20 protein-coding genes and 1 other RNA gene are annotated in these 21,439 nt (G+C 63.7%); 11 read left to right on the forward strand and 10 right to left on the reverse strand.

Translation table 11 applies throughout. From position 1 onward, the window contains the following. Positions 1–387: 387 nt before the first annotated feature. Entirely contained in the window at positions 388–1,188 is an 801-nt protein-coding gene (locus ABQU90_RS13740) for a DUF481 domain-containing protein (protein WP_055850532.1), read from the reverse strand. A 277-nt stretch (positions 1,189–1,465) separates the two neighbouring features. Between ABQU90_RS13740 and ABQU90_RS13745 the strand changes: the two genes are divergently transcribed. Continuing rightward, the gene (locus ABQU90_RS13745; protein WP_104617524.1) at positions 1,466–2,431 is read left to right on the forward strand and encodes a helix-turn-helix transcriptional regulator; all 966 of its coding nucleotides are present in this window, start codon (positions 1,466–1,468) and stop codon (positions 2,429–2,431) included. Between the two features lie 409 nt (positions 2,432–2,840). Here the strand turns inward: ABQU90_RS13745 and ABQU90_RS13750 are convergent, their stop codons facing one another. Both ABQU90_RS13750 and ABQU90_RS13755 read right to left on the reverse strand, forming a co-directional pair. After that, complete coding sequence (locus tag ABQU90_RS13750; RefSeq protein ID WP_323521523.1) at positions 2,841–3,206, reverse strand: ankyrin repeat domain-containing protein; 366 nt, start codon at positions 3,204–3,206, stop codon at positions 2,841–2,843. 5 nt (positions 3,207–3,211) lie between these two features. Continuing rightward, complete coding sequence (locus ABQU90_RS13755) at positions 3,212–3,781, reverse strand: lipocalin family protein (protein ID WP_323521525.1); 570 nt, start codon at positions 3,779–3,781, stop codon at positions 3,212–3,214. A gap of 376 nt (positions 3,782–4,157) precedes the next feature. Here ABQU90_RS13755 and ABQU90_RS13760 point away from each other — a divergent pair, with 376 nt between their 5' ends. Continuing rightward, the gene (locus ABQU90_RS13760; protein ID WP_055850542.1) at positions 4,158–4,469 is read left to right on the forward strand and encodes a hypothetical protein; all 312 of its coding nucleotides are present in this window, start codon (positions 4,158–4,160) and stop codon (positions 4,467–4,469) included. A 69-nt stretch (positions 4,470–4,538) separates the two neighbouring features. Then, complete coding sequence (locus tag ABQU90_RS13765) at positions 4,539–6,632, forward strand: prolyl oligopeptidase family serine peptidase (RefSeq protein WP_323521526.1); 2,094 nt, start codon at positions 4,539–4,541, stop codon at positions 6,630–6,632. Positions 6,633–7,116: 484 nt separating this feature from the next. On the opposite strand, the gene ABQU90_RS13770 is transcribed toward ABQU90_RS13765, so the two are convergent. Further along, positions 7,117–8,301, reverse strand: coding sequence for a pyridoxal phosphate-dependent aminotransferase (locus tag ABQU90_RS13770; protein WP_323521527.1), 1,185 nt, complete (start codon positions 8,299–8,301; stop codon positions 7,117–7,119). A 109-nt stretch (positions 8,302–8,410) separates the two neighbouring features. On the opposite strand from ABQU90_RS13770, the gene ABQU90_RS13775 reads away from it, so the two are divergent. From ABQU90_RS13775 to xerC, 6 genes are all read left to right on the forward strand, one after another. Further along, positions 8,411–10,522 carry a S9 family peptidase gene (locus tag ABQU90_RS13775; RefSeq protein WP_323521528.1) on the forward strand — a complete coding sequence of 704 codons (2,112 nt, stop codon included), beginning with the start codon at positions 8,411–8,413 and terminating at the stop codon, positions 10,520–10,522. A 443-nt stretch (positions 10,523–10,965) separates the two neighbouring features. Next, positions 10,966–11,364, forward strand: coding sequence for a YbaN family protein (locus ABQU90_RS13780; protein ID WP_115552883.1), 399 nt, complete (start codon positions 10,966–10,968; stop codon positions 11,362–11,364). Positions 11,365–11,403: 39 nt separating this feature from the next. Continuing rightward, positions 11,404–11,640 carry an LPS translocon maturation chaperone LptM gene (lptM, locus tag ABQU90_RS13785; protein WP_323521529.1) on the forward strand — a complete coding sequence of 79 codons (237 nt, stop codon included), beginning with the start codon at positions 11,404–11,406 and terminating at the stop codon, positions 11,638–11,640. Then, entirely contained in the window at positions 11,630–12,481 is an 852-nt protein-coding gene (dapF, locus tag ABQU90_RS13790; protein WP_323521530.1) for a diaminopimelate epimerase, read from the forward strand. The genes lptM and dapF overlap by 11 nt, the downstream gene beginning before the upstream one ends. After that, positions 12,481–13,152, forward strand: a complete 672-nt coding sequence (locus ABQU90_RS13795; protein WP_323521531.1) for a DUF484 family protein — start codon at positions 12,481–12,483, stop codon at positions 13,150–13,152. The genes dapF and ABQU90_RS13795 overlap by 1 nt, the downstream gene beginning before the upstream one ends. 75 nt (positions 13,153–13,227) lie before the next feature. Further along, positions 13,228–14,130 carry a tyrosine recombinase XerC gene (gene xerC / locus ABQU90_RS13800; RefSeq protein WP_323521532.1) on the forward strand — a complete coding sequence of 301 codons (903 nt, stop codon included), beginning with the start codon at positions 13,228–13,230 and terminating at the stop codon, positions 14,128–14,130. A 21-nt stretch (positions 14,131–14,151) separates the two neighbouring features. Here the strand turns inward: xerC and ABQU90_RS13805 are convergent, their stop codons facing one another. After that, entirely contained in the window at positions 14,152–14,355 is a 204-nt protein-coding gene (locus ABQU90_RS13805; RefSeq protein WP_323521533.1) for a hypothetical protein, read from the reverse strand. Positions 14,356–15,133: 778 nt separating this feature from the next. Between ABQU90_RS13805 and hslV the strand changes: the two genes are divergently transcribed. Next, entirely contained in the window at positions 15,134–15,685 is a 552-nt protein-coding gene (gene hslV / locus ABQU90_RS13810) for an ATP-dependent protease subunit HslV (RefSeq protein WP_005997221.1), read from the forward strand. Between the two features lie 110 nt (positions 15,686–15,795). After that, positions 15,796–17,163: an ATP-dependent protease ATPase subunit HslU gene (gene hslU, locus ABQU90_RS13815; protein ID WP_055850568.1), complete on the forward strand. Its 1,368-nt coding sequence runs from the start codon at positions 15,796–15,798 to the stop codon at positions 17,161–17,163. 228 nt (positions 17,164–17,391) lie between these two features. Here hslU and ABQU90_RS13820 read toward each other — a convergent pair whose 3' ends face one another. From ABQU90_RS13820 to ABQU90_RS13840, 5 genes are all read right to left on the reverse strand, one after another. Continuing rightward, positions 17,392–17,847 carry a nucleoside deaminase gene (locus ABQU90_RS13820; protein WP_008571705.1) on the reverse strand — a complete coding sequence of 152 codons (456 nt, stop codon included), beginning with the start codon at positions 17,845–17,847 and terminating at the stop codon, positions 17,392–17,394. After that, a complete protein-coding gene (locus tag ABQU90_RS13825; protein ID WP_323521534.1) occupies positions 17,844–18,344 on the reverse strand; it encodes a GNAT family N-acetyltransferase in 501 nt (166 codons plus the stop codon). The genes ABQU90_RS13820 and ABQU90_RS13825 overlap by 4 nt, the downstream gene beginning before the upstream one ends. Positions 18,345–18,494: 150 nt before the next feature. After that, positions 18,495–18,569, reverse strand: a non-coding RNA gene (locus ABQU90_RS13830) — sX9 sRNA. An 83-nt stretch (positions 18,570–18,652) separates the two neighbouring features. Next, positions 18,653–19,741: an HlyD family secretion protein gene (locus ABQU90_RS13835; RefSeq protein ID WP_323521535.1), complete on the reverse strand. Its 1,089-nt coding sequence runs from the start codon at positions 19,739–19,741 to the stop codon at positions 18,653–18,655. Continuing rightward, positions 19,738–21,387, reverse strand: a complete 1,650-nt coding sequence (locus ABQU90_RS13840; protein ID WP_323521536.1) for an MFS transporter — start codon at positions 21,385–21,387, stop codon at positions 19,738–19,740. Before ABQU90_RS13840 ends, ABQU90_RS13835 begins: the two co-directional genes overlap by 4 nt. Between the last annotated feature and the right edge of the window lie 52 nt (positions 21,388–21,439).

Consider the following 21,439-nt stretch of genomic DNA (forward strand, 5'->3'; position numbering starts at 1 on the left):
CCCGGCCGCGAGGGCGTTACCGGGAAAGCCCTGTCGCGGCCAGGTCCGCTCCTACGAGAGCGTAATTGCATAGTCGCCGGCAGCCGCTCCCCTCACTGTAGGAGCGGCCCAGGCCGCGAGGGCATTACCGGTGAATCCCTGTCGCGGCCAGGTCCGCTCCTACGAGAGCGCAATTGCGTAATCGCCGGCAGCCGCCGCATCGTAGGAGCGGCCTAGGCCGCGAGGGCATTACCGGGGAAGCCCCGTCGCGGCCAGGTCCGCTCCTACGAGAACGCAATTGCGTAATCGCCGGCAGCCGCCACCTCACTGTAGGAGCGGCCCCGGCCGCGAGCGCATTACCGATAACCCGCCCCCGCTACCAAACCCGCCCCACAACCGCCCAATCGCTTACTTGAACGTGTAAACCAGGTTCACCGTGGTCAGCGTGTCGGTCTTCTTGTCGCCGTCGCTGACATCGCTGTTGTGACGCATCTGCCAGGCGGCCTTCAACGCGAAGTGCGAGTTCATGCTCACCTGCACGCCGAAATCGTTCTGCGCGTAGGTGTTGTATTCGCCCGATTCCACCAGCAGCGTGTTGATCAGATCGGTGTTGTCGGTGACGGTGTACTTGAGATCGAACAGGCCGCGCCCGATCAGGCCGGTCTCGTTGCGGTCTTCGTCGCTGTTATGCGCGCGGCGGATACCCGGGCCGACCTGCGCGTCCAGATAGAACCGGTCGGCGTTGATCAGGCGCGTGCCGTAACCGATACCGAAGGTGGCCAGCCGATCGTAGGTGGCGAAGTCGTCATGTTCGTAGCGGCCGGTGGCGGTGAGCTGGCGGTGCTCGCCCAACTGCAACGCGCTGCCGGCGCTGCCGGTGTAACGCTCGGCGGTGGTCTGGCGCTCGCGTTCGGTACTGCCGTCGTCGTTGGTATTGGTGTACTCCGAGCTCGAACGCAGTGCGGTGGCATCCAGGCTGTGGATCCAGTCGCCGTCGGTGTAGCGCAGGCGCACGCGGCCGTTGAGGCTGTCGGTGGTGCTGTTGCCATGGGCAGCGGCATAGCCCAGCTCGCCGCTACTGCCGCCCCAAGGGGAGGGCATCAGCGCAGCTGCAGGGTCCACTGGCGTCGGTGCAACTGCCTGGGCCCAGACGGCAGGCGTGATCAATAACAACGGCAGCAGGGCAGACAACGGGGCACGGCGGGACATGGGCAGCTCGCTTGAGGGCAGGGCGGGAGGGTGAAAGCGATTTCATGATAACGGACTGTGCGGCACGTCATAACCAAGTGAATGCCGCGCTTCATTGGCGGTTCTGGCGCTAGCCCCGGAGGGTGTGCTGTCGCGTCCGGTCGCGGGCACCACGCAAGCCTGGCGCGCGGCGTCTTCGCAACCGGCGCAAGCCGACCAACGCGGACGGGCCTTGTTCTGCACGGGAGTGCATAGCGACGCTCACCCCGCGGCACGAAGAACCGGACATAATCGGGGCATGGACCGCTATGAACGCATCAACTCCCTGCATCGCCTGCTCAAGTCAGCGCGCTACCCGGTCACGGTGGCGCGGCTGCAGGATGAGCTGAGCTGCTCCCGCGCCACCGTGTATCGCGACCTGGCGTTTTTGCGCGACGCGCTGATGGCGCCGGTGGAAGGCGACGGCGAATCGGGCTTTCGCTATCTGTCCGGCGAAAGCGATCGCTTCGAGCTGCCTGGCCTGTGGCTGAGTTCGGAAGAACTGCATGCCCTGCTGGCGTCCCAGCAATTGCTCGCGCGTACCGGCGGCGGGGTGTTGTCCTCGATGCTGGCGCCGTTGCAGCAGCGCATCGAAGGGCTGCTGGCGGCGCAGGCCGGCGTCTCGCAATGGCCGGTGGACCGGGTGCGGGTGATCCCGCATCGCGGCCGCAAGCTGGACGAAGCCAGCTTCCGCACCGTGGCCTCCGGTGTGCTGGAGCGCAAGCAACTGAGCTTCGACTACCGCGCGCGTTCTACCGACGAATCGACCAAGCGCACCGTGTCCCCGCAGCGCATCACCCATTACCGCGACAACTGGTACCTGGATGCCTGGGACCATGGTCGCGATGGCGTGCGCAGCTTTGCGGTGGACCGCATCAATCATGCGCGCCTGCTCGATACCGCCCCGCGCGATGTTCCCGACAGCGAGCTGGATGAGCAACTTGCCGCCAGCTACGGCATCTTTTCGGGCGCGCCCAAGGGCTGGGCGACCATCGTGTTCAGCGCCAAGGCCGCGCGCTGGGTGGCCGACGAACACTGGCACTCCAAGCAGCAGGGCCGCTTTCTGCCCGACGGCCGCTACGAGCTCAAATTGCCATACAGCAATTCGCGCGAGCTACTGATGGACGTGCTGCATTATGGCTCGGACGCGGAAATCGTCGAACCCGTCTCGCTGCGCGAGCAGACCAAGGCACTGCTGTCATTGGCGCTGAGCAATTACGACTGAGCTTGGCCGACCGTTGGGTCGTTGTGCGTGTGGATGCGGTCCATCACGCCTAACGCCTGAATTAAGCCGACCCGCGAAGCGGGTTCGGCTTGAATGAATTGTTAGGCCGATGGCCCGTGAGAAACAAACTGCAAAAGCTCATTTTGCAAGGACCATTCTGGCAGGTAGACGCGTCCGAATGGTGGGGAAAGCAGCATGACGCCTGGCTCCTCGACACCAATGCTCTCCATCTCGGCGGTCGTGAGGACGACTAGCACAACGGTGCCTGGAGTCTGACCATGCTCCAGCAGAACCGAGTCTCCGACTTGGATTGGCGATCCGTCAGCATAAGTGAGCACTGAGTCTTTCCATCGAGGCCTAACGCCTGAATTAAGCCGCGTGCCGCAGGCGCGTCGGTTTGAATGAATTGTTAGAACCCATGCTTCACCAAATAGGCCGCTAATTGATTGTTGCCGCCTACTTGTGCGTATTCGCTCGGCAGCTGCCCATGGTCGTTGCGCAAAGGCTCTGCACCCAATGAGATTAGTAGTGCCGCTGCCTCTTGGTGATCTTGAGCGACAGCCTCCATGAGCGGAGTGAACCCATGCTCGCCACGCTGATTGATGCGAGCGCCTGCACTCACAAGCAATTGAATGGCTTCGCAGTCGCCCCAAACGGCCGCAACGTGCAACGGATAGTTGTTGAACAGGCCGCGTGTGTTCGCGTCGCCGACTTCAATCTCTGCGAAGTCGGCGACGCTTTCGATCTCTCGAAGCAATTGCGGCAATGTTTTCATGGGACCTAACGCTTATTCGGCACCTCAAACCCCAGACGATCCACCTGTTCGCGCAGCTGCGGCACGCGCTTGATTTTATCGGTGTAGATGGAATAGTCGTCGCGCATCTTATCGACCAGCGTGCGGTACTGCTCGCGGCTCATGTCCGGCTTGCGCGAAAAGATCCAGGCCAGGTCGCGGCCGGGGTAGGAAATCAGCATCCACGAGCCATCCGGTGCGATTTCCAGGATGCGCTGCTTGGCCGGGATCACCTTGTAGAACCAGACTCGCCAGTCGCGGTTGCCGCTTTCCGCATCCACCGACGCGCGCGCGCTCACTTCCTTTTCCGGCTCGCCGAAACCATCGCGATACAGATAGCGCACCGTCACCTTGCCGTCTTCGTCCAGGGTGTACTCGTCGCGGCTGGTGACGTGCCCGCGCTCGACCGGATTGGGCATGCGCGCAATCACGTACCAGGTGCCCATGATCTTTGACAGATCGATCGCCGGCTCGGTGGTGGATGTGTCCTTGGCGTGTGCCACAGGCAGGCCAAGGACGAGCAGAAAAGCGAGGGCGATCGTAACGGTCAGGCGCATCGCAACATCACAAAAGGGGCAGTAGGAGCAGCACACTACCGCATGCAGGGGGCAAGTTCGCGTCAACGGCCCGGTCTGGCGTCGTCGACAGCGTCATCGGCAGGAGATCGTTGCTGGCCGGAGCGCGACGGACGTTGGTCTGGCGCGGCCGGTGCGGCGCAAGGCGGTATTGCAGAGGGTTGAAAGCCGGCGCGGCTCACTCTCAGTCTTCGCTCCCAATCCCTCAATCCCCAATCCCCAATCCCCGCCTCAACGCACATCCCGCAGCGCCGGACCCCGCACGGCTCAACCTTTCGCCTGCCAGGTCGCAATCGGTGAGATGGACACAGGCAATTCTGCCGGCCTGTCCTGATTCCTTCTGCCACGGAGTGCCGCCATGTCGCATCGTCCTTCCTCTCGTTCCGAACGTCCCGATCCGCGGGTGCTGCGCCCGGTGCGGCAGATCGCCCTGGCTGGCCTTGCCCTGGTGCTGGTGTGGCCGGCGGCGCGTGGGCACAGCGAGTGGATCGGCTGGCTGCCGCTGTGGCTGGTGGGCATGCCGATGCTGGCCTGGTGGAGCTTGCACCGCTTCGCGCTGCCCACGCTGACCCGACCGGGCGCGCGGCCGGCCTTGCCGCGTCGGCGTGGTCCGCAGGCGCAGCGTCGGCGTGTCGCTTCGCGGACAGCGACACCGGCACGGGCGGCCTGACCTTCGGCAGGGGAGGCCGGGCAAAGGGCTGTGGTAGGTTTTCCGGCATTGGTTTTTCCGGAAAAATACATGCCCAAGTTCGCCTCGATCTGCCTGGTTGCCGGCCTGATCACCGCTGGCGCCGTCTCTGCAGAGGAAACCGCTGTGTCCAACGACCCCCACGCCTGGCTGGAAGATGTCACCGGCGCCAAGCCGCTGGACTGGGTCAAGGCCCAGAACGCCAAGACCGAAGCCCGCCTGGCCACCACGCCGGCCTTCAAGCAGATGGAAACCAGCATCCGCGAGGTGCTGGACTCGGACGCCAAGATTCCCGGCGTGCAGAAGATCGGCGAGTTCTATTACAACTTCTGGAAGGACAAGCAGCACGAGCGCGGCCTGTGGCGGCGCACCACGCTGGACGAGTACCGCAAGGCCTCGCCCAAGTGGGAGACGGTGCTGGACCTGGATGCGCTCAACAAGGCCGAGGGCGAGAACTGGGTCTGGCACGGCGCCGACTGCCTGCGCCCGGACTACCAGCGCTGCCTGATCGCGCTGTCGCGTGGCGGTGCCGATGCCGACGTCACCCGCGAGTTCGATCTGGCCGGCAAGCAGTGGGTCAAGGACGGCTTCTTCCGTCCCGAATCCAAGGGCGGGCTGGGCTGGATCGACCAGGACACCGTCTACGTCTTCACCGATTTCGGTGCCGGCAGCATGACCAGCTCGGGCTACCCGCGCATTGCCAAGCAGTGGAAGCGCGGCACCCCGCTCAGCGCCGCTGCGGTGGTCTACGAAGGCAAGCCGACCGATATGTACATCGCGGCGATGCACGATGACACCCCCGGGTTTGAGCGCGATTTCGTCAGCCGTACGCTGGCCTTCTACAACGACGAGCTGTATCTCAAGGGCGCCGACGGCAAGCTGGTCAAGGTGGATGTGCCCAACTCGGCCAGCAAGTCGGTCAAGCGGCAGTGGCTGACGTTGGAATTGCGCGAGCCGTGGACGGTGGGTGGCAAGACCTACACGGCCGGCTCGCTGCTGGCCACGCGTTTTGACGATTTCATGGCCGGCAAGCGCAGCTTCGATGTGCTGTTCGAACCCACCGACACCACCTCGCTGGCCGGCGTGGCATGGACCAAGTCGCACCTGGTGTTGAACGTGCTGGAAGACGTCAAGAATCGGCTTAGCGTCATCACCCCGGCGCAGGACGGTTGGAAAAAAAGTGCGTTTGTCGGTGCGCCTGCATTCGGCACGGTCGATGTCAGCGCCGTGGACAGCGACGACAGCGACGCGCTGTGGCTGACCGTCACCGATTACCTGACGCCCACCACACTGGCCTGGGTCGAGGTAGGCAGCGCGCCGCAGCCGCTCAAGACCATGCCGGCGTTTTTCGATGCCGGCAAGGACAGCATCGAGCAGCACTTTGTCACCAGCAAGGACGGCACCCGCGTGCCGTATTTCCTGGTGCGCCCCAAGAACCTCAAGCTCGATGGCAGCGCGCCGACGCTGCTGTATGGCTACGGCGGGTTTGAAATCTCGATGACGCCGAACTATTCCGGCGCATTGGGCCGCGCCTGGCTGGACAAGGGTGGCGTCTACGCGGTGGCCAACATCCGCGGCGGTGGCGAATACGGCCCGCGCTGGCACCAGGCCGCGCTCAAGCAGAACCGCCACAAGGCCTACGAAGACATGGCCGCAGTGGCCAAGGATCTGGTCGCGCGCAAGATCACCTCCACCAAGCACCTGGGTGTGCAGGGCGGCAGTAACGGCGGCCTGATGACCGGCAACATGCTCACCCAGTACCCGGAGCTGTTCGGTGCGGTGGTGGTGCAGGTGCCGCTGCTGGACATGAAGCGCTATAGCCATCTGTTGGCGGGCGCCTCGTGGATGGCCGAATACGGCAACCCGGATACCGACGACTGGAAATTCATCCAGACCTTCTCGCCGTATCACCTGTTCGACCCGAAGAAGACCTACCCGCCGGTGATCTTCCTGACCTCCACGCGCGACGACCGCGTGCACCCGGGCCACGCACGCAAGATGGCGGCCAAGATGATCGAGGCGGGCAAGGACGTGACCTACTACGAGAACATCGAAGGCGGCCACGGCGGCGCGGCCAATAACGCGCAGGCAGCGCATATGTCGGCACTGGCGTATAGCTTCCTGTGGGAGCGGTTGGCCGATTGACGCAGCGTCACGGTTGGTAGTGCGCGCTTTGGATGCAAGCCCTTCTCCCCTCGGGAGAAGGTGCCCGAAGGGCGGATGAGGGTACGCTTGCGCGCTGAGCCGACGCTTGTTCGATGAGCGATGGCGTATGCCAAAGAATCAAGCAAGTGCAAGGCTTCCGCACCTTGCAGCGCGGGTTACTTTTGTTTCGGCAAAAGTAACCGAAACCATGTCGCCTGACGCAATCCGGTGCGATACCTGTGCTCGGCTCGCTTTAAGGCGAGGAAAGTCACAAGCAATAGCAAGTGCAACAACCGCAAGTGCACAGCAGAAATGCATGAGCACAGCTACAACAGCGCTAGCTTTAGCCTAAACAGCAGCTGCAACAATTGCAGCAACCGCAACAGACGTCGTGCTTGGAAAGGCTTTTTACGTGGTGTCTATTGCATGCGTTGCGTCGCAGGGTTCGCTTCAAGTGCGAGCACCGCACGTGCTCGATCTGCGGTCACAAGCGTTGTAACCCTCGCGCAATACGCTCCACTGCCTGTTCCAGCCGCGGCAGGCTTTGGGTGTAGGCGATGCGCACGTGTTGATTGGCGCGGTGGAAGCCGAAATCGATGCCGGGGGTAAAGGCGACGTGCTCGGTTTCCAGGAAATGCGCGCAGAACGCCTGCGCGTTATCCGAAAACGCGCTGATGTCGGCGTAAAGATAGAACGCGCCTTGCGGTTCGACGGCGATGTCGAAGCCAAGCTGGCGTAGCGCGGGAAGCAGATAATCGCGGCGTTGCTGGAACTCGGCGCGACGCGCTTCGAAGATGGCGATGCTCTCTGGCGTGAAACATGCAAGCGCCGCGTGCTGCGCGATGGTCGACGCGCTGATGTAGAGGTTCTGCGCGAGTTTTTCCAGCTCGGGCACCGCGTCGGGCGGGGCGATCAGCCAGCCCAGGCGCCAGCCGGTCATGCCGAAGTACTTGGAAAAACTGTTCAAGACGAACGCGCCGTCGTCGACTTCCAGCACGCTATGCGCGTCCAGGCCATAGGTCAGGCCGTGGTAGATCTCGTCCACCACCAGATGCCCGCCGCGCACACGCAGGGTCTGCGATAACGCGGCCAGTTGCGCGCGCGACAGCACGCTGCCGGTGGGATTGGCCGGCGACGCCACCAAGGCGCCGACGCTGTCGGCGTTCCAGCACGCGTCCACCAGTGCCGGGGTCAGTTGGTAGTCGGTGTCCGGCCCGACCGGCACCAGCTGTGCGGCACCTTCGACCAGGCGCAGGAAGTGCCGGTTGCACGGATACCCCGGGTCGGCCAGCAGCCAGTGTTTGCCCGGGTCCACCAGCAGGCTGCTGGCCAACAGCAGCGCGCCCGAGCCGCCCGGCGTGACCAGGATCCGCTCCGGGTCGACGCTGCGGCCATAGCGTTGCGCGTAAAACCCGGCAATCGCCTCGCGCAGTGCGGGCAGCCCGCGTGCGGCGGTGTAGCGGGTATGGCCGGCGGCCAATGCAGCCTGCCCGGCGGCCACGATCGGCGCGGCAGTGGTGAAATCGGGCTCGCCGATTTCCAGGTGGATCACATCGTGACCGGCCTGTTCGAGCGCATTGGCGCGGGCCAGCAGCGACATCACATGGAACGGCGCGATGTCCTGGCTGCGGCGGCTGTAGCCCGACGCGGGCGAAAGCAAGGAGTCCATTGCGAAGATGATAGACCAGCATGACCTAGGACACATGACGCCTGGCGGCGGGCTCTTCCACACTCAGTGGCTGGGATGGCATTGCGTTCATCCAACGGACCCCAATCTGATGAAGCCTGTCCTGACCTTGTTGATCGCCAGCCTGATGACCACATCCGCTCCCTCTTTTGCCGCTCCCCCGTCGCCGCCAGACGTCGCCAAGCACCCGCATGTGGTCAAAGCGCCGTTTGGCGCCACCCGCAACGACGACTACTACTGGTTGCGCGACGACAAGCGCGAAGACAAGGCGATGCTGGCCTATCTCAACGCCGAGAACGCCTACACCGACCAGGTGATGGCGCCGCTCAAGCCGTTGGAAGACACGCTTTACAACGAGATCGTCGGGCGCATCAAGCAGGACGATGCGAGCGTGCCGTATCGCAAACGCGGCTATTGGTATTACACCCGCTTCGAAGCCGGCAAGGATTACCCGATCCAGGCGCGTCGCAAGGGCAGCATGGAGGCGCCGGAAGAAATCCTGCTGGACGTCAACCAGATGGCTCAGGACAAGGGCTATTTCAACGTGGGCGAGGCGGAGGTCAGTCAGGACAACCGCATTCTTGCCTGGGCCGACGATGCCATCGGTCGCCGCCAATACACGATCCGCTTCAAGAATCTGGACACTGGCGAGGTCTATCCGGACACCGTGGAGGGCGTCTCCCCGAGCGTGGTCTGGGCCGACGACAACAAGACGGTGTTCTACATCGAAAACGACCCGGAAACGCTGCTCACCGTGCGCGTCAAAAAGCACGTCCTGGGTACTGCGTCCAAGGACGACGTGCTGGTCTACGAAGAGAAGGACGACAGCTTCTACATGGGCATGGGGCGTACCCGCGATGACAAGTACATCGTCATCGGCGTGGAAAGCACGGTGTCGTCGGAGACGCGTTATGCGCTGGCTGCCAAGCCGGACAGCTTCAAGCTGCTGGCCAAGCGCGAGCGCGACGTGGAGTACAGCGTGGAACATTTCGATGGGCGTTGGGTGATCCGCACCAATGCCGATGGCGCCGAGAACTTCAAGCTGGTGACCGCGCCCACCGATGCCACCACGCGCAAGCAGTGGACCGACTGGGTGGCGCACGACGACAACGTCTATATCGAAAACTTCGAGATGTTCGATGGATTCACCGCCATCGAAGAGCGCTCCGGCGGGCTGGAGCGCGTGCGCCTGCTCAAGCGCGATGGCAGCCACGAGTACGTCAAGGTGGACGAGCCGGCGTATTCGATGGGCTTGTCGACCAACCCCGAACCGGATACCGCGTGGTTACGCTATAGCTACACCTCGTTGACCACTCCGGCCACCACCTACGAACTCAACACCCAGACCGGCGAGCGCAAGTTGCTCAAGCAGCAGCCGGTGATCGGTTACGAGGCGAGCAAGTATGTGACCGAACGTGTCTGGGTCACGGCCCGCGACGGCGTCAAGGTGCCAGTGTCGTTGGTCTACAAGAAAGGCTTCAAGAAAGACGGCACTGCCGCGTTGTTCCAATACGCGTACGGCAGCTACGGCATGTCGATGGACCCGGCCTTCAATCTGTCTGCGATCAGCCTGATGGACCGTGGCGTGGTGTACGCCATCGCGCACATCCGCGGCGGCCAGGAACTGGGTCGCAAGTGGTACGACGACGGCAAGCTGCTGCACAAGAAAAACACCTTCAACGATTTCGTCGACGTCACCCGCGGCCTGGTCGCGCAGGGCTACGCCGCGAAAGACCGTGTGGCGGCGTCCGGCGGTAGCGCAGGTGGCTTGTTGATGGGCGCGGTGGCCAATATGGCGCCGCAGGACTATCGCGTGCTGGTGGCGCAGGTGCCATTCGTCGATGTGGTCACCACCATGCTGGACGCCAGCATTCCGTTGACCACCAACGAATACGACGAGTGGGGCAACCCGGAAACCAAGGATTACTACGACTACATGCTGTCGTATTCGCCGTACGACAACGTGCGCAAGCAGGCCTACCCGGCGATGTTCGTCGGCACCGGTCTGTGGGATTCGCAGGTGCAGTATTGGGAGCCGGCCAAGTGGGTGGCCAAGCTGCGCGATGACAACACCGGCAAGGCCCCGATCGTGTTCCGTACCAACATGGAAGCCGGGCATGGCGGTAAGTCCGGCCGTTTCCGCCGTTACCGCGAGTTGGCGGAGTCGTACGCGTTTGTGCTGGATCAGCTGGGCGTCAAGTAGCTGAGGGGCGGGGATTGGGGAGTCGGGAGTTGGGATTCGTCAAAGCGGACTGAGGGTTTGGTGGTTGGTGCAGTGCGTTGGGGGGCGGTTGGTTTCCGTCCTCCGTACTTTGCTTCCGCCTTCCGCCTTCCGCCTTCCGCCTTCCGCCTTCCGCCTTCCGCCTTCGGCTTTCCGCCTTCGGCTTTCCGCCTTTAGCTTTCGCTTGGGTTCGTTGCTGTCGCTCTTGCTCCCCAGTCGTTTGAAAGCACGCTGATCCCCGCAGCCACGCGTGGCTGAAGAGGCGCGCTTTTCTGAGCGCAGCAAGTTTGGGTGCCGTGCCGCGTTTGGCGAGGCGCGCGGAACGGTGCAGCTAGATCGCCAACGCCTCCAGCGGCACCCGCAGTGCTGCACTAGCAACGCGCAGGCCAGACCACCTCACCCCGCTCTGGTCGTATCATTTGCGCATGACGCGACCGAACCGATTTCGCTGGGCCTGGTGGTTGCTGGCGTATGCCAGCCTGGCGACCGGCATTGTCGGAATCTTTGTGCCGGGGTTGCCGACCACCGTGTTCATCCTGATCTCGGCCTGGGCGGCGTCGCGCGGCTCCGAGCGCTTGCATGGGTGGCTGCTGTCGCATCCGCGCTTCGGGCCGGCGATCGTGGAGTGGCAGACCTATCGGGCGGTCAGTCGCAAGGCCAAGTGGATGGCGACGCTGACGATGACCATCTGCGCCGGCATCATGTTGTGGTGCGTGCCGGTGTTCTGGGTGAAATGCCTGTCGATCGGCAGCATGGCGGTGGTGGCGATCTGGTTGTGGCTGCGTCCGGAGCCGCCGCCGCGCGTGCTGCAAACGCCGCACTGAGCGCACGGCAGTCAGGGTGTTCTGGCTATACTTCGTTCCATGAGCATCATGTCCCGACCTTCCGTTCGTCTCGCACTGGTTGGTGCGACCTTTGTCCTGCTTGCCGCCTGCGGCAACAAGGGCCCGCTGGTGATGCCGCAGAAGCCGGTGCCGGTGGAAGCCCAGCCCGTGCCGCCGCCGCCGGATGAGTCCACGCCTGCGCCTGCGCCGGTGGAGACCGACACCAAGCCCGCATCCACTACCGACCAGCCCGCTAGCAGCGGCAATGAGCGCTGACGGTCGCAGCGAGCGCCTGCGTTTTACCAAAATGCATGGTGCCGGCAACGATTTCGTAGTGCTGGACCTGCGCGACGGCACGCCCCCACCGGACGCGGCGCTGGCAGCACGTCTGGCCGACCGCCACTTCGGGGTCGGCTGCGATCAGATCCTGACCATCGAGCCCCCGCGCAGCGAAGGCGCCGTGGCCGCCTATGGCATCTGGAATTCCGATGGCTCGGCCGCGCGTCAATGCGGCAACGGCGCACGCTGCGTCGCCGCCTGGCTGGTGCGCGATGGAACCGCGCAGGGCGAGCGCTTCATCATCGACAGCCCGGTCACCGCACATGCGGTGGAACACGTGGATACAGGAACCTATTCGGTGGCCATGGGCGTGCCGCAGTTCGAGCCCACGCAGATTCCGCTGGCCGGGTTTGCGCATGCGCGCGACGAATACGCACTGCCCGTGCATGGCGAGACGGTGCGCTTTGGCGCAGTGTCGATGGGTAACCCGCATGCCGTGCTGGAGGTGGCCCGTGTCGATGCCGCCCCGGTGGAGCGTGTGGGTACCTTGCTGCAACAAAACGCGGCGTTCCCCAATTCGGTCAATGTGGGGTTTGCGCAGGTGGTGGAGCCTACGCATGTGCGTTTGCGCGTATTCGAGCGCGGTGTCGGCGAAACGCTGGCCTGCGGCAGCGGTGCGTGCGCGGCTGCGGTGGTGCTGATGCAGCGCGGCCGCGTCGAGCGCGACGTACGCGTGTCGTTGCCCGGCGGCGAGTTGCGGATCCGCTGGCCCGCCGATGCACAGGACGTGGTGATGTCTGGTCCTGCGGTGTTCGTCTTCGATGGAGAGTGGAACTGATGAGCGACAACACGGACAAGTTCGGTGCCCACGAGGTCGCAACGTGGTTGCGTCGCCATCCCACCTTTCTCAAGCAATTCCCCGATCTGGCGGTGAGCCTGTTGGTGCCGCGCGACGACGGCCCCACCGCGTCGCTGGCGACCTATCAGCTGGAAGTGTTGCGCGACAAGAACCGCGAGTTGTCGCGGCGGCTGCACGAGCTGGGCAGCAATGCCCAGGTCAATGAACGGCTGGCGGTGCGCACCCATCAACTCACGCTGGCATTGATGCGCCAGACCACCGTTGCCGACACGCTCAAGGCGATGGCCGCCTCGTTGGCGGAAGATTTCAACGGCGAGCTGGTACGGCTGGTATTGCTCGCACCGGTCGCCGGGCTGGAAGCCGACTGGCTGCAGGTGATTGCCGCCGACGATGCGCGCCTGGCCCCGTTCCGCGATTGTTTGAGCGATGGCGAGCCGATCTGCGGCCGGCTGCAGGCTGAAAAACATGCACTGCTGTACGCCGACCAGGCCGACGTTGTGCAGTCGACCGCGTTGCTGCCGTTGCCGGGGATTGGCTTGATTGCGGTCGGCAGCAGCGATGCCAACCGGTTTTATCCGGGCATGGGAACCTTGTTCCTGCGCATGATGGGCGAGTCGCTCGGCGTGGCGCTGCAGCGTTTCTCAGCGTGATGATGGCGGCAGGCCATGCAGTGCGCGGTCTGCTGTGCACCGCAGTGTGGATGCCACCGCAGCAGGACAGCTGAGATGTCGTCGGTCGAAGGCTTTCTGGCGTATCTGCAGGTTGAACGTCAGGTGTCGGCGCACACGCTGGATGCGTATCGACGCGATCTTGCCGCGCTGCTGAGCTGGGCGGCCGAGCAGAAGGACGCGACTGGCGTTCCGTTGGATGTCGCACAACTGGACAGTGCGCAGCTGCGCCAGTTCGTCGCGTCGGAACACCGGCGCGGGTTGTCGGCCAAGAGCCTGCAGCGGCGCTTGTCTGCATGCCGCAGCTACTACGCCTGGTTGCTCAAGCACGGCCGTATCGCCGCCAGCCCCGCAGCGTCGTTGCGTGCGCCCAAGGCGCCGCGCAAGCTGCCGCAGGTGCTAGACGCCGATGAAGCCGTACGCCTGGTCGAGGTGCCGACCGATGCGCCGCTGGGGTTGCGCGATCGCGCAGTGCTGGAACTGTTCTATTCGTCGGGGCTGCGCTTGAGCGAGCTCTGCGCGCTGCGCTGGCGCGATCTGGATCTGGCCAGCGGCTTGGTGATGGTGCTGGGAAAGGGCGGCAAACAGCGTCTGGTGCCAGTGGGCTCGCATGCGATTGCAGCCTTGCGCGAATGGCAGCGCGACAGTGGCGGGCGTGCGGAAACGCATGTCTTCCCCGGGCGTGCCGGCGGTGCGATTTCGCAGCGTGCGGTGCAGATCCGCATCAAGCAATTGGCGGTGCGCCAAGGCATGTTCAAGGACGTGCACCCACACATGCTGCGGCACAGTTTTGCCAGCCATATCCTGGAATCGTCCGGTGATCTGCGCGGCGTGCAGGAGTTGCTCGGTCACTCGGACATCGCCACCACGCAAATCTACACGCACCTGGATTTCCAGCATCTGGCCAACGTCTACGACGCCGCGCATCCGCGTGCCAAGCGCAAGAAGGTTGCCGAGTGAGCGTGTGCGTGAGCGATGTAATCAGCGTGGCTGCATGATTTTCTGGCTGATGTAATGGAGGTATTGGTGCTGCTGGTCCAGCCATTGCAGCTGATGAAGCGAGTGCAGTGGAACCATTGCAGCTGGTAAAGCCATTGCAGCTGATAAGGTCATTGCAGTTGGTAAAGCCATTGCAGTTGATAAGGCCATTACAGTTGATAAGGCCATTACAGCTGCAATGGTCATTGCAGTTGATAAAGCCACTACAGTCGTAAAGCCAGTCCAGCGCTAATGCGCTGGTTTCCTAGATGGCAAGTAAGTCGTGGGAATGCTGCTCTAGCCCCTCTCCCCTCGGGAGAGGGGTTGGGGTGAGGGTTCCTGTGCAGATGCTGCTGGGCGTCTTGAGAAGGGTATTGGAGAGCGTCAGAGCTCGCGGGCGCCCCAGTGAGCTTTCAAAAGCGGCGCGTGAGGTAACCGCGGTTAAACACGGCGACGTTTCAAAGGCGGCTGCGAGAAGCGCCGATGCTCCGAGACATTCCTGCATGAAGAGCGTGTTGACGCTGTGGCGTGCAATCAACAGCGGTGGCCGTACCCTCACCCCAACCCCTCTCCCGGCGGGAGAGGGGCTAAGGCGGGTGGTGTCCGATCACCAGGTTGTGTGGCGATCGGTGTATCCCGCTCGTATCGTGTGCGCAGTGAGCAGTGAGCAGTGAGCAGTGCGCACTTCGCACTTCGTGCCTTGCACCTTGCACTACGCACCTTGCTCCTCGCCCATTCGCCCATTCGCCCATTCACCCATTCACCCATTCACCCATTCACCCATTCACCCATTCACCCACTCACCCACTCACCCACTCACCCACTCACCCACTCACCCACTCACCCACTCACCCACTCACCCAACGGCCCAACGGCTCAATGACCAACTCCTCTCTGCACCACTCTCATCGCTGCGTCCCATCGTCGCAGCGCGCTTGAACCCGGCAGGGGCGTCCCCACCTCTTTGGAAACCCTCGGAGGACCCATGGACCCCAGCCAGAATCCCAACATCGTTCACGCCACCACCATCATTTCGGTTCGACGTGGTGGGCATGTCGCCGTCGCGGGCGATGGCCAGGTCACGCTCGGCCACACCGTCATGAAGGGCAACGCGCGCAAGGTACGCCGGCTCGGTCGCGAGGGTCAGGTGCTGGCCGGGTTTGCCGGTGCTGCGGCCGATGCGTTTACGCTGTTCGAATTGTTCGAGGCCAAGCTCGACAAGCATGGTCAGTTGACCCGCGCCGCCGTGGAACTGGCCAAGGATTGGCGCACCGAGCGCCGCCTGGGCAAGCTCGAAGCATTGCTGGCGGTGGCCGATAAAGAGACCTCGCTGATCATCAGCGGCACCGGCGATGTGATCGAGCCGGAAGACGGCATCATCGCGATCGGTTCCGGCGGCTCCTACGCCTTGTCCGCCGCACGCGCGCTGCTGGCGCACACCGAACTGGATGCCAAGACCATCGCCACCGAGGCGATCAATATCGCTGGCGATATCTGCATCTATACCAATCGCAACGTGGTGGTCGAAGAGCTGTGAATCGGGAGTGGGGAATCGGGAACCGCAACAGCGGTTTCGTCTCCACTCCAACGACATAGGCTGCTGATTTTTGCTCCCACGATTCCTCATTCCCAATTTTCGATTCCCCAATGCCAAATCCCGATAGCTCAACCATGACTCCGCGCGAAATCGTGCAGGAGCTCGACCGTCATATCGTTGGCCAGCACGACGCCAAGCGCGCGGTTGCCATTGCGCTGCGCAATCGCTGGCGGCGCATGCAGTTGCCCGAAGAACTGCGCAACGAAGTGATGCCCAAGAACATCCTGATGATCGGCCCCACCGGCGTCGGCAAAACCGAGATCGCGCGACGTCTGGCAACCCTGGCCAATGCACCGTTCGTCAAGGTGGAGGCCACGCGCTTTACCGAAGTGGGCTACGTCGGCAAGGACGTCGAGCAGATCATTCGCGATCTGGCCGACACCTCGGTCAAGTTGTATCGCGAGCAGGCCAAGGTGCGCGTGCGCAACCAGGCCGAAGAGCGTGCCGAAGATCGCATCCTGGATGCGCTGCTGCCGCGCCGCGCGGCCGGTATTGGTTTTGATCCGGAAGCCGCACGCAACGAGCCGTCGTCGCAAGAGAACGAAACCCGCATCAAGTTCCGCCGCATGCTGCGCAATGGCGAGCTGGACGAACGCGAAATTGAATTGGATGTCGCGATCAACGCCAGCATGGACATCATGACCCCGCCGGGCATGGAAGAAATGGGCCAGCAGCTGCGCCAGATGTTTTCCAATCTGGGCAGCGGCAAGTCGCAAAAGCGCAAGCTCACCATCAAGGCGGCGCGCCCGCTGTTGATCGAAGAAGAAGCCGGCAAGCTGGTTAACGAAGACGACGTGCGTGCAGCGGCGATTGAAGCCTGCGAGCAGCACGGTATCGTGTTCATCGATGAGATCGACAAGGTCGCCAAGCGCGGCGAAGCCGGCTCCAATGGCGGCGATGTGAGTCGCGAAGGCGTGCAGCGCGATCTGCTGCCGTTAGTGGAAGGTTCCAATGTGTCGACCAAGTACGGCACGGTCAAGACCGACCATATCCTGTTCATCGCTTCTGGCGCGTTTCATCTGGCAAAGCCCAGCGATCTGATTCCGGAGTTGCAGGGCCGCTTCCCGATCCGGGTGGAATTGACCGCGCTGACCAAGGCCGATTTCGTGCGCATTCTCACCGAGCCCAAGGCTGCGCTGATCAAGCAGTACGAAGCCTTGTTGCAGACCGAAGGCGTGACGCTGACCTTCGGTGCGGACGCTGTTGATCGCCTGGCCGAGATTGCGGCACAGGTCAACGAGCGGCAGGAAAATATCGGCGCGCGCCGTCTGCACACCGTGCTTGAGCGGCTGCTCGATGTGCTGAGTTACGAAGCGCCGGACCGCGACGGGCAGAGCGTGACTGTCGATGCGGCGTATGTCGATGCACAGCTCGGCGAACTGGTGCAGGATCCGGATCTGAGTCGCTACATCCTCTGATCGCAGCGCACGGCAACCTGCGCGCTGGATGGAACGCACCAAATGGAGAAGACCCGCCAGTTGGCGGGTCTTTTGTTTCTAGCAGTGCACCGAGATCAACGTACGCCTTAGCGCTGGTTGGCGCGATAACGACGGATCAACGCAGCGCCCAGGTGCGCTTCGGCATGACAGCTGGATTGCCCACTGCCTGTCACCGCGTGCCGCCGCGCAATCGATTGACCGGTGCGCTCAGTCCTCGCCGATGTCCTCGTTCCACACATCCGGGTTGGCGGAAATATAGCCGCCCAGCAGGTCGATGCATTCCTGGCTTTGCAGGTCGATGACGTTGACGCCATGCTCGCGCAGCCAGGCGATGCCACCCTGGAAGGTGACCGATTCGCCCACCACCACGGTGCCGATATTGAACTGGCGTACCAGCCCGCTGCAGTACCAGCATGGCGCCAGCGTGGTGACCATGATGGTGTCTTTGTAGCGGCGCTGACGGCCGGCCTTGCGAAAGGCATCGGTTTCGCCATGCACCGACGGGTCGTTTTCCTGCACGCGGCGGTTGTGGCCGCAGCCGAGCAGGCGCCCGTCGTTGTGATACAGCGCCGCACCAATCGGGATGCCGCCTTCGGCCAGGCCCTGGCGGGCTTCGGTAATGGCGGTGTCGAGCAATGCGCGGTAGTCGGGGGTGGTGATCATGCGGACTCCAAAGTGGCCGCGCCGGCAGGGCGCAGCATGTCGAGATGCGGGATGCCGTCTTCCAGATACGGCGCGGACGATGGCGCGAAGCCATGCGCAGCGTAGAACGGTTGCAGGTGCGCTTGCGCACCGAGTTGAATCGCGCTGCCCGGCCAGTGCGTGTGCACCAAGCGGATGCCTTCGCGCAACAGCGCATGGGCCAACCCGGTGCCGCGATACGCGGCAGCGACCACCACACGGCCGATGCTGGGTTCGGCATAACGCAGGCCCGGCGGTAGCACGCGTAGGTAGGCCGCCAACGCAGTGGTGTGGGTGGCGCCCAGCACATGCAGCACGCCCGGATCGGTGTCCTTGCCATCCAGTTCCGGGTAGGCGCATTGCTGCTCCACCACGAACACGTCCGTGCGCAGTTGCAGCAGCGCGTACAACTGCATCGTGCTCAGCTGCGTAAAGCGCAGTTGCTGCCAGTGCAAGGGATGCGTTGGTGTGGAGGGCATCGACGCATGATAACGGCATCGCCTGCGCGCGGCAGACAGAGAAGCGCTAGGCGTACGAGAAGCACACCTGGCGAATTGGGGCATCAGCGCTGAGGCACAAAAGTGCCGTCCTCGATGTTGCCCGCGTCTGCCGCCCAGGTCGCGTGGAGCGCCTAAAAACGTAGCGTGCAGTCGTCAGCCAGGGGGGGACGGCGCACTCGGAACCGCAATGTACGAGTAGTCCCTGCCGCACCGAGCATGTGCCGCGCCCGCTGGCAGGTTGCGCAGACACTCTGCTGGCCGCTTTTGGCGCGTGGCGCCGGCAGCGCTCAATCGGCCGCGCTGTCGGTATCGACTGCCACCACAACCGACATGCCCGGGCGCAGGCGTGGCGCCAGCGATTGGCCGGGATCGACGCTGATGCGTAGCGGAATGCGCTGTGCGATCTTGACGAAATTGCCGGTGGCGTTGTCGGCCGGCAGCACGCTGAATTCCGAGCCGGCGGCCGGAGAGATTTCCTGCACGCGGCCATGCAGGCGCGCGTTGTCCAGCGCATCCACGGTAAAGCTGGCGCGCTGCCCGATGCGGATCTTCGCCATCTGGGTTTCCTTGAAATTAGCCACGATCCACAGCGTGTCCGGCACCAGCGACATCAACTGCGTGCCGTTGGTGACATAGGCGCCCTGACGCACGCCGAGCTGGCCGAGCTGACCATCGCGCGGGGCCACGATGCGCGTGTTGTCCAGATTGATCTGCGCCAGTTGCACCGCCGCCTGCGCATTGGCAACGGCCGCTTCCAGCGCTGCGCGATTGACGGTGACGCTGCGCGCATTTTCTTCGGCGGCCTGCACCGCCGCACGCGCCTGCGCCACGCCAGCCTCGGCTTGCGCGCGTGCGGCAAAGGCGGTGTCGCGGTCCTGTTCGGATACCAGTTTCTGGTTGGCCAGCTGTTGCGTACGCGCATATGCCGAGCGGGTGCGATCGCGCAGCGCCTGATTGCTGCTCAGCGCTGCGCGTTGTTCGGCAATGCTCGCGTCCGCGCCATGGCGTTGCTGCTCCCAGTTGGCGAGATTGGCCTGCGCGGTCTGCACTTGCGCCTTGGCCTGTTCGAGCTGCTGGGCGTAGATGCGATTGTCGATGGTGGCCAGCAGCTGGCCGCGTGTGACATGCGCAAAGTCCTGCACCGTGACGTCGGTGACATAGCCGCTGACCTGCGGCGCAATCACGGTGATCTGTCCGTGCACCATGGCGTTTTCGGTGCGTTCGGTCGCGCTGACGAACGGTGGCAGCCGCCATGCGTACAGCGCCAGCGCCACGCCGATCAGGGCGAGCCCGCCAAAGCCAATCGCGCCGGTGATGCGACGGCGGCGACGACGGGCGCGCTCGGCGGCGGCAGTGGGATCGGTAGATGTGTTCATGGGCGCGCAGTGGAGGCAGGAGGGGAGGGTGACACGGGAGGACGCAGATAGCGGCGCCACACCAGCACGGACAGGATCCACACCCCGGTGGCGATGGCGATACAGCCGATCAGCAGGAACACATCGTTATAGGCCAGCACATTGGCTTCGCGCGTGGCCACGCTGCCGAGTGCACGCACGCCCTGCGCCTGGCGCAGCGTGGGGTCGCCGATGCTGCGGCCATACAGACTGGCATACGCCTGCACGCGCGCGGCCACTTGCGGGTCGGTCAAGACCAGATGCTCGACCAACTGACTGGAATGGTATTTCTCGCGCAGGATCTGCACGCTGCCGAGCAGGGCGCTGCCGAGCAGCCCACCCATGTTCTGCGCCATGCCGAACAGCACGATGAAGCTGATCAGATTGCCGGGTTGCGCAATCACCCGGCCAAGCCCCGCCACCATTGCCGGGCCGATAAAGAACGTGCTGCCGAAGGCGAGCAGGAACTGGCTGACGTACATCTGCTCCGGGCGAGTGAGGCTGGTGGCATCGGCATCCATGAAGCAGCCGAGACAGATCGCCGCCACGGCGATGATCAGATGCTCGGCGATGCGCGCCGGATTGATCAGCCATGCGCTCGCGGCCACTCCAGCGACTGCGCCCAGCAACATCAGCGCGTACAACGTCTGCAACTGATCGTTGGCCAGGCCCAGGGTCTGGAAGAAGCCGATCGCGCCGGTGCTTTGTTCCGACAGCACCAGCCGAATCAGCAGAATCGCCAACCCCAACCGCAGCATGTCCGCGCTGGCCAGCCAACGCGTGTTGATCATCGGGTTGCGGCGGTTGTGTTCGATCCAGGCCGCCATGCACAGCAGCACGATGGACAGCGCAAGCACCACGCCCAGCCATGGCGTGCTGGTCCACCACAGCAGCCGGCCCAGCGACAGCACCGCAGCCAGCCCGGCCGCACCGGCCGCAAACAGGGGGAAGGTGACGAAATCCAGCGGTTCAAACACCCGGTAGCGGTCGCTTGGCGGCAACTTGAGCGCCAGCACGCAGGCCAGCGCGAAGATCGCCAGCCCGAATTCGAACAGGTACAAGCCCTGCCACTGCCCGAATTCCAGCAGGTCGGTGGAGAACACCCGCGCCAGCGGCAACGCCAACTGGGTCACACCCAGGCCCAGCACCACTGCCTTGAGCCGGTATTTGCTCGGAAATGCCTGGATCACGTAATACAGGCCCAGCGAGCTGAGTGCCGCGCCAACCAACCCATGCGCCGCGCGCACGGTGATCGCCGAACTGAGGCTGTGCACGAACAAGTGCGCCAGCGCGATGGCCGCATACAGCGCCAGAAAAATCTCGGTGAAGCGGCGCAACCCGTACTGCTGGCGAAACTTCACCAGCAACAGATTGGCCGACATGTTGGTCATCACGTAGGCGGCCGGCAGCCAGGCCATTTCGGTGGCGTAGGCGCCCAGGGTGCCCTGCAGATACGGCAGGTTGGCGGTGACCAGCGCATTGCTCAGCCCGCCGGTCAGCGCCACCACCACGCCGACCAGGCCGTACTGGATGCGGCGCCGGGTCGGGTGCAGCGGCGTGGACGCCGACCCCGGCAGGGTGGGCTTTTCGTGGGGCTGCCAGTCGCGTGGGGCGTACTTGTCGGGCACGCAATGCTCGCAGGGCCGGTTGCGGAAGAGTTCGCGATTGTGGTCCCGTTGC

This window comes from Xanthomonas sp. WHRI 10207 (genome assembly GCF_040202975.1).
Taxonomy (GTDB): Bacteria; Pseudomonadota; Gammaproteobacteria; order Xanthomonadales; family Xanthomonadaceae; genus Xanthomonas.

Bases quoted from the DNA above. Each gene is read 5' to 3' on its own strand.
- ABQU90_RS13740 (WP_055850532.1), bottom strand. From the start codon at position 1,188: ATGTCCCGCCGTGCCCCGTTGTCTGCCCTGCTGCCGTTGTTATTGATC.
- ABQU90_RS13745 (WP_104617524.1), top strand. From the start codon at position 1,466: ATGGACCGCTATGAACGCATCAACTCCCTGCATCGCCTGCTCAAGTCA.
- ABQU90_RS13750 (WP_323521523.1), bottom strand. From the start codon at position 3,206: ATGAAAACATTGCCGCAATTGCTTCGAGAGATCGAAAGCGTCGCCGAC.
- ABQU90_RS13755 (WP_323521525.1), bottom strand. From the start codon at position 3,781: ATGCGCCTGACCGTTACGATCGCCCTCGCTTTTCTGCTCGTCCTTGGC.
- ABQU90_RS13760 (WP_055850542.1), top strand. From the start codon at position 4,158: ATGTCGCATCGTCCTTCCTCTCGTTCCGAACGTCCCGATCCGCGGGTG.
- ABQU90_RS13765 (WP_323521526.1), top strand. From the start codon at position 4,539: ATGCCCAAGTTCGCCTCGATCTGCCTGGTTGCCGGCCTGATCACCGCT.
- ABQU90_RS13770 (WP_323521527.1), bottom strand. From the start codon at position 8,301: ATGGACTCCTTGCTTTCGCCCGCGTCGGGCTACAGCCGCCGCAGCCAG.
- ABQU90_RS13775 (WP_323521528.1), top strand. From the start codon at position 8,411: ATGAAGCCTGTCCTGACCTTGTTGATCGCCAGCCTGATGACCACATCC.
- ABQU90_RS13780 (WP_115552883.1), top strand. From the start codon at position 10,966: ATGACGCGACCGAACCGATTTCGCTGGGCCTGGTGGTTGCTGGCGTAT.
- lptM (WP_323521529.1), top strand. From the start codon at position 11,404: ATGAGCATCATGTCCCGACCTTCCGTTCGTCTCGCACTGGTTGGTGCG.
- dapF (WP_323521530.1), top strand. From the start codon at position 11,630: ATGAGCGCTGACGGTCGCAGCGAGCGCCTGCGTTTTACCAAAATGCAT.
- ABQU90_RS13795 (WP_323521531.1), top strand. From the start codon at position 12,481: ATGAGCGACAACACGGACAAGTTCGGTGCCCACGAGGTCGCAACGTGG.
- xerC (WP_323521532.1), top strand. From the start codon at position 13,228: ATGTCGTCGGTCGAAGGCTTTCTGGCGTATCTGCAGGTTGAACGTCAG.
- ABQU90_RS13805 (WP_323521533.1), bottom strand. From the start codon at position 14,355: ATGACCATTGCAGCTGTAATGGCCTTATCAACTGTAATGGCCTTATCA.
- hslV (WP_005997221.1), top strand. From the start codon at position 15,134: ATGGACCCCAGCCAGAATCCCAACATCGTTCACGCCACCACCATCATT.
- hslU (WP_055850568.1), top strand. From the start codon at position 15,796: ATGCCAAATCCCGATAGCTCAACCATGACTCCGCGCGAAATCGTGCAG.
- ABQU90_RS13820 (WP_008571705.1), bottom strand. From the start codon at position 17,847: ATGATCACCACCCCCGACTACCGCGCATTGCTCGACACCGCCATTACC.
- ABQU90_RS13825 (WP_323521534.1), bottom strand. From the start codon at position 18,344: ATGCCCTCCACACCAACGCATCCCTTGCACTGGCAGCAACTGCGCTTT.
- ABQU90_RS13835 (WP_323521535.1), bottom strand. From the start codon at position 19,741: ATGAACACATCTACCGATCCCACTGCCGCCGCCGAGCGCGCCCGTCGT.